This window comes from Paracoccus sp. S4493 (genome assembly GCF_000967735.1).
GTDB classification, from domain to species: domain Bacteria; phylum Pseudomonadota; class Alphaproteobacteria; order Rhodobacterales; family Rhodobacteraceae; genus Paracoccus; species Paracoccus marcusii.
In genome coordinates this window covers 1-5,168 of the sequence record NZ_JXYF01000482.1, presented here as the reverse complement: position 1 = coordinate 5,168, position 5,168 = coordinate 1, and the positions used below count along the sequence as shown (strand labels likewise).

The window sequence follows — 5,168 nt, the reverse complement described above, 5'->3', positions numbered from 1 at the left end:
CCATTGGTGTTTTCATTTGTGCCGCGCTGCCATGGGCTGTGAGGATCGCAGAAGTAGACCGGCAGATCAGCGGCGACGGTCAGTTCGGCATGACGGGCCATCTCGGACCCCTGATCCCAAGACAGCGACCGCCGAAGATGGCGGGGCAGATGAACGATGCTCCGCACGATGGCATCGCGCACGGCCTCGGCACCGTGACCCGCAAGAGGCGGCCCATTCTTCACGCGTGGTCCGTCACCATGCCCGGGCATCCGTGGAAGGTGCAGCAACAGCGTTAAGCGCGTCTGCCGCTCGACCAGCGTGCCGATGGCAGAGCGGTTGAGGCCGATGATGAGGTCGCCTTCCCAATGGCCGGGGACGGCACGATCCGCAGCTTCAGCGGGGCGCTCGCTGATCATGATTTCGGATGTCACGAAGGATTTTCCTCGGCCGGCAGTCCGGGCACGGGGCACACGCAACGCTCGACCAGTGCGCAAACACGCCGTCAGCTCACGGCGCAGAGCGCCACGCCCCTGAATGTAGAGCGCCTGGTAGATGGCCTCGTGACTGATCCGCATGGTCTCGTCCCCTGGAAAGTCGATGCGCAACCGACCGGCAATCTGCTCGGGACTCCAGGCTTTGGCCCACCGACGCGATTGCCGCCGTCCATGTCGCCGGCCTTTCCAGGCTGTAGGCGGGCCAACAACGACCGAGCCACCCGGGTGCGAGATATGGCCGGAGAGCCTGTCCTGCACATACTGCCGCAAAGCCGCGTTCGTCGCCAGCTTTGCGGCCTTTGGCCGCTCGGCCGCGCGCTCGGCATGCCACTGGGCCGTGGTCGCACGATACTCAAACCCGCCGGAGCGTGTGGCGGCATTGCGACGGATCTCCCGCGAGATAGTCGACGCAGCGCGGCCAAGACGGCGGGCAATCTCACGCAAGCCGACATTCTGCACCAAGAGCAGAGCGATCTCTTCACGCTCTTCCAGGCACAGGTAGCGCCGAGACGGTGCCGCCGCGGATGGAGCTAGATGTGAAGGGGGCATGCCGCCAGCCTTTCGAAACCACCGTGTTCCGACCGGCTGCGAGATGCCGGTCCGGGCGGCAGCGTCCTCGCTGGAAAGACCCAATGCAATCAGGGACCAGAAACGGCGCCGCTCCGACTGCCTTGCCACTCCCGGCCGCCCTGGTGAGCGCAATTTGCGCCTCGTCGACTGTTCGGATCTTCGTTTGCCTGTCGTCATCGCAACCTCCATCAGCAGAGTGTTGCGACGACCGGTTGAGACCGCCCAATACTTATCGATCAAAAACACCGAGAGGCGGGGCGAGGCCGGCATCGAACCTTCCGTCGGCAGTGTCGGCGATAGCTACAACAATGCCTTGGCGTAGACGATCAATTGCTTGTTCACGGCCGAGGTCATCCACCGCCGTAAGCCGTGGCGCAACTTTGAGGCTGTTGAATATGCCACCCTTGAATGGGTAGACTGGTTCAACAACCGCCGCCTGCTCAAGCCGATCAGGAACATCCCGTCGGCCGAAGCGGAGGCAAACTTCTACGCCGCTCTGGAAGCTAAAGACATGGCCGCGCAACTAATCCCAATCAGCCTCCGGAAAACCCGGCGCGGTTCAGGGCGCCAGGATCGCTCCCATTACCTTGCGCGACATGTCCGTGGTCAGCAGTTGGTCGCGGTTCTTGGCAAAGACCGTCGGGACCCAGACACTGGTCATCGATGCCAAGCCCCGTGAACCAACGGAAAATCAGGTTATATTGCATCTGCTCCATCAGCTGCCGCTCGGAGCGGACTGAGGACAGAATCCGAAGCCGGCTGGCCCGGATCAGGCGTTCCTGCGCAATCAAAGGGCGACCAAAATAGGTGAAGAGCGCCTCGAACTCGGCATCCAAGCTAGCCAACGCGTCGTTCACCACCTGCCGGATATCGCGTAGTGGATGCCGCGCAGGGACACAAGCTTCCAGATCAACATAACTGAACAACGACCCGCTCGCTTTGTCCGTGCCGCGCATCATCACTCCCGCCGCTCTCCTGCAGAGAGTGAATCACGTTCTACAAACCGCGTCGAGGACCGACTATTTCAGCGGCCCGTTAAAGCCTGCTTCGGCCCTGCGCCTGCGGCGCGCGGCTGTACAACCGGGCTCCCGCACAAGCGATCTTCACCCGCAGGGCTGAGGCTGGACGCCTAAGTCGACTATTGCGCCCCGCACCGGCTTGCTTGGGACGATACAAGTGGGCAGGTGCGAGGCGCGAAGGAGGGGCAGGGGGTCAGGCTGGCGCCAAACGGACGGAGCCGAAAGTGGATAACAGATTGCATGACCAAAGCTAAGAAAAAGTCCTTCCTCAGTGACGTCTTAAAATAACCCCAAATGCAAACGCCGTAAAAGAGATAATACCACAAAACAAACATATGAAATAGATATTAGACCACTTAGCCATAAAGACCACACTTGTGAATGTCACAATATTAACGATACCTACCCAGAACCATATCCGACCTTTTACAGAGCCAATCTCCTCTACTCGGTAGTTGTTTTGTATGTGCGTTTCAATCTGAACAAATATAAAAGTATACAAGAAGCCTGATGAGAACATTAACACTGATATCGCAATAAGTGAAGATTGAAATATAATCAGGGCAGACAAAATCAGTAAAGACATGTACCAAACCGGATAAAGAGCCGCGACCTTGCTCCATCGAGATATCAGAACTCCCGCAACTACAGCACCGAGATTCCAACCTGCCTCGATTAGGCTATATGAAGCCGGAACAAAGGAAAGCACCCTAAAGACAAAAAAAGGAAGAACGACGTTGAGCATCTCGTATATTATGAGAGTGGCGGAAAGTATACCAGTTACTCCAGTTATACTTGCCGTTGGAGAAGTTTTCGCCTCTTCCTTTGTTTTGCGAAAAGGTTCTTGCATTGGCAAATTTACAAGCAGAACCCCTGAAGAAAGAAGATAAGCCACAGCGGTCGCGGCCAGCACGAATACTCCCGCTGCCATAGCAGTAAGAAAGTACATACCATAACCAACGGCCACTCCTCCTAACAGCACTCCAGATAACAAAGAAACATCTTGTACAGCCGATATAATACCATTCACGCGGGAGCGGTTTCCCACTAAGACATTGCGTATTACAATTTTTGTGAGCGATATTCGAGCCAGCTTCTCCAGCGCGAGAAACACGATATAAAATAACCACATTGCCTCGACAAAACTTGCCGAAAGAATAAGCGCTGCCGGAACGACAATCGCCCTTAGTGGCTCAACTGCCGCTGTAATCCCTGAAAGTGAGAAGCGGTCTGACAACCACCCGATCGGCCGCGACAAGAAAACGTCAACCATTGCCATTAAGACAACTGCAAGTGCGAGATCAGCAGCTGTTTCTCCCCGTGTTGACATCACCCAGGCAAAAGCAAAAAAGGAAACTCCTCGTGCAACATAGGATAGTGCAAGTGCCAAAAAGGGGACGAATAGTATCCACGCCAGTGATTGCTTACTGTCGGCCTTCATATATATCCTCAAAATTTGATTTGGTACTGCCATTAGGTCGGTACTCAAAGAGTATGCGACAGCTTGGGCATACGCATTTACTCCGTCAGTAGCAAAGACTTTCTCTTCACATATTAATCAAAAATCTCACCTGAATGGGCGTGCCTATTGCAAGGCTTCTTAGGCTTTCTCCATGCGCGACTGTGTGCCCGCAAGACCAAAGATCAAGGTCACTGGAACATTTGTCGCCTTAGGTAGGATGATCATAGCTGAAAAATTTCCGGTGCCCATAGTCATCCGAAAACGGGCGCGATGATCCTGAAAAAACACGACAAGCGACGGTAGTGCGGGACGTTCCATTTTAGAGCTCAAAAGCTAAAAAGAAGGATATCCACGAGTTCCAATTATCCGCCTTACTCCCTGCGCAATCTGATCGAACGATTATCTAACGAGACGAAGAACGTCCTCTGCATCGCTTCCCGCCAAGACTACGTCCAGAAACTTTCGAGACCACAACCACATCCTGTCTACCCACCTCTGGCGCAGCTTTCCGCAGCACCATCTGAGCTCACCGATCCCACGGAGCGACGAACGTGTACGCCAGCATGCTTCTGCAGGTAATATCCTACTACAGAGGCAAAGCGATCTTGACGTGGCCCAACGAAGCTCCCATGATGCACGCTTATAAAAAGTTGCATATTTAGTGTATAATTTTCAATTATTTAGATCAAGGTGTAGAACGTGAACTCATCTAAGAAGATTGCTCTGCAGGCTCAGGGCGACGACGGGGCCGCAAATAACACATCGTGGACGTCACGACTTGAAAACCTTACCTCACTGATCGCAGCATACGACGACAAGGCCGCAGACGTCCTATGTTTAGTAGCGTCGGGTACGTCAGTCAGCCAAAGAGTGCGATCCTTGATGGACACCGATCTCCTCAATCGCGCGGCTGAAGGCTCGCAAGATGAGGCAGTGTTTCCCGGTCTTGAAAACTATTACGAGATCGAGCGGGTTGGCGAGGCTGATGTAGCGGCAGCATTCGGAGCAGATTTTGCTGAACTCCGGCCAATTTCAGGTAGTCAAGCCAATCATATTCTACTGGCCAGCCTAACGAAGACCGGCGACGTAATTATGTCGCCTTCGATGCGGGGCGGCGCACATATATCAATGGCAGGCCGAGTAACTCGCAGTTTGAAAGACTACACGTATCATTATCTTCCCCTCCGGCAGCGATCTTTTGCAATCGACATAGAGGCAGCTTGCGCCGACATCAAAAAATATCGGCCCGGACTGATCTTCCTGGGAGGATCAGTTGTTATCGAAGAGCAAGACTTCACTGAACTTGCAATGACTGCTCGGGAAACTGGTACGATAACCATTTACGACGCATCTCATGTTGCCGGCTTGATCGCCTGTGGCGCATTTCGGAATCCTCTCAAGGACGGCATAGACTTGATGACTATGACGACCTGCAAAACGCTACCAGGGCCATCCCACGCGTGGATTGTAGGTTCAAAAGAATATCACGAAAGGATAAAGAAGGCGGTTTTCCCGGGCTTCGTGAGCGGGGGACATCTTCAAGAGTATGTCGGAGCACTAGCCGCTTTCTACGAAATGATGGCAGTGAGAAAGGTCTACGGGAATTATGTGATCTCGTCGGCTAGGTGTCACATCCCGCGT

2 protein-coding genes and 3 pseudogenes are annotated in these 5,168 nt (G+C 54.3%); 2 read left to right on the top strand and 3 right to left on the bottom strand.

Features of this window, described 5'->3' with window-relative positions; translation table 11 throughout:
* A partial coding sequence (locus tag TW83_RS20300) for an IS30 family transposase (protein WP_204245807.1) occupies positions 1-1,223 on the bottom strand: 1,223 nt, incomplete at its 3' end.
* Between the two features lie 46 nt (positions 1,224-1,269).
* Between TW83_RS20300 and TW83_RS20295 the strand changes: the two are divergent.
* Positions 1,270-1,548: pseudogene (locus tag TW83_RS20295) on the top strand (IS3 family transposase); the annotation flags it as partial.
* Positions 1,549-1,611: 63 nt separating this feature from the next.
* On the opposite strand, the pseudogene TW83_RS18625 reads toward TW83_RS20295, so the two are convergent.
* Together TW83_RS18625 and TW83_RS21015 are read right to left on the bottom strand one after the other, a co-directional pair.
* A pseudogene (locus TW83_RS18625) lies at positions 1,612-2,002 on the bottom strand (transposase); the annotation flags it as partial.
* A 331-nt stretch (positions 2,003-2,333) separates the two neighbouring features.
* On the bottom strand, positions 2,334-3,506 hold the full coding sequence (locus TW83_RS21015) for an MFS transporter (RefSeq protein WP_162198093.1): 1,173 nt from the start codon (positions 3,504-3,506) through the stop codon (positions 2,334-2,336).
* Between the two features lie 720 nt (positions 3,507-4,226).
* On the opposite strand from TW83_RS21015, the pseudogene TW83_RS20290 reads away from it, so the two are divergent.
* Positions 4,227-5,168: pseudogene (locus TW83_RS20290) on the top strand (hypothetical protein); the annotation flags it as partial.

Coding starts and splice junctions, on each gene's coding strand:
- TW83_RS21015 (WP_162198093.1), bottom strand. CDS start 3,506: ATGAAGGCCGACAGTAAGCAATCACTGGCGTGGATACTATTCGTCCCC.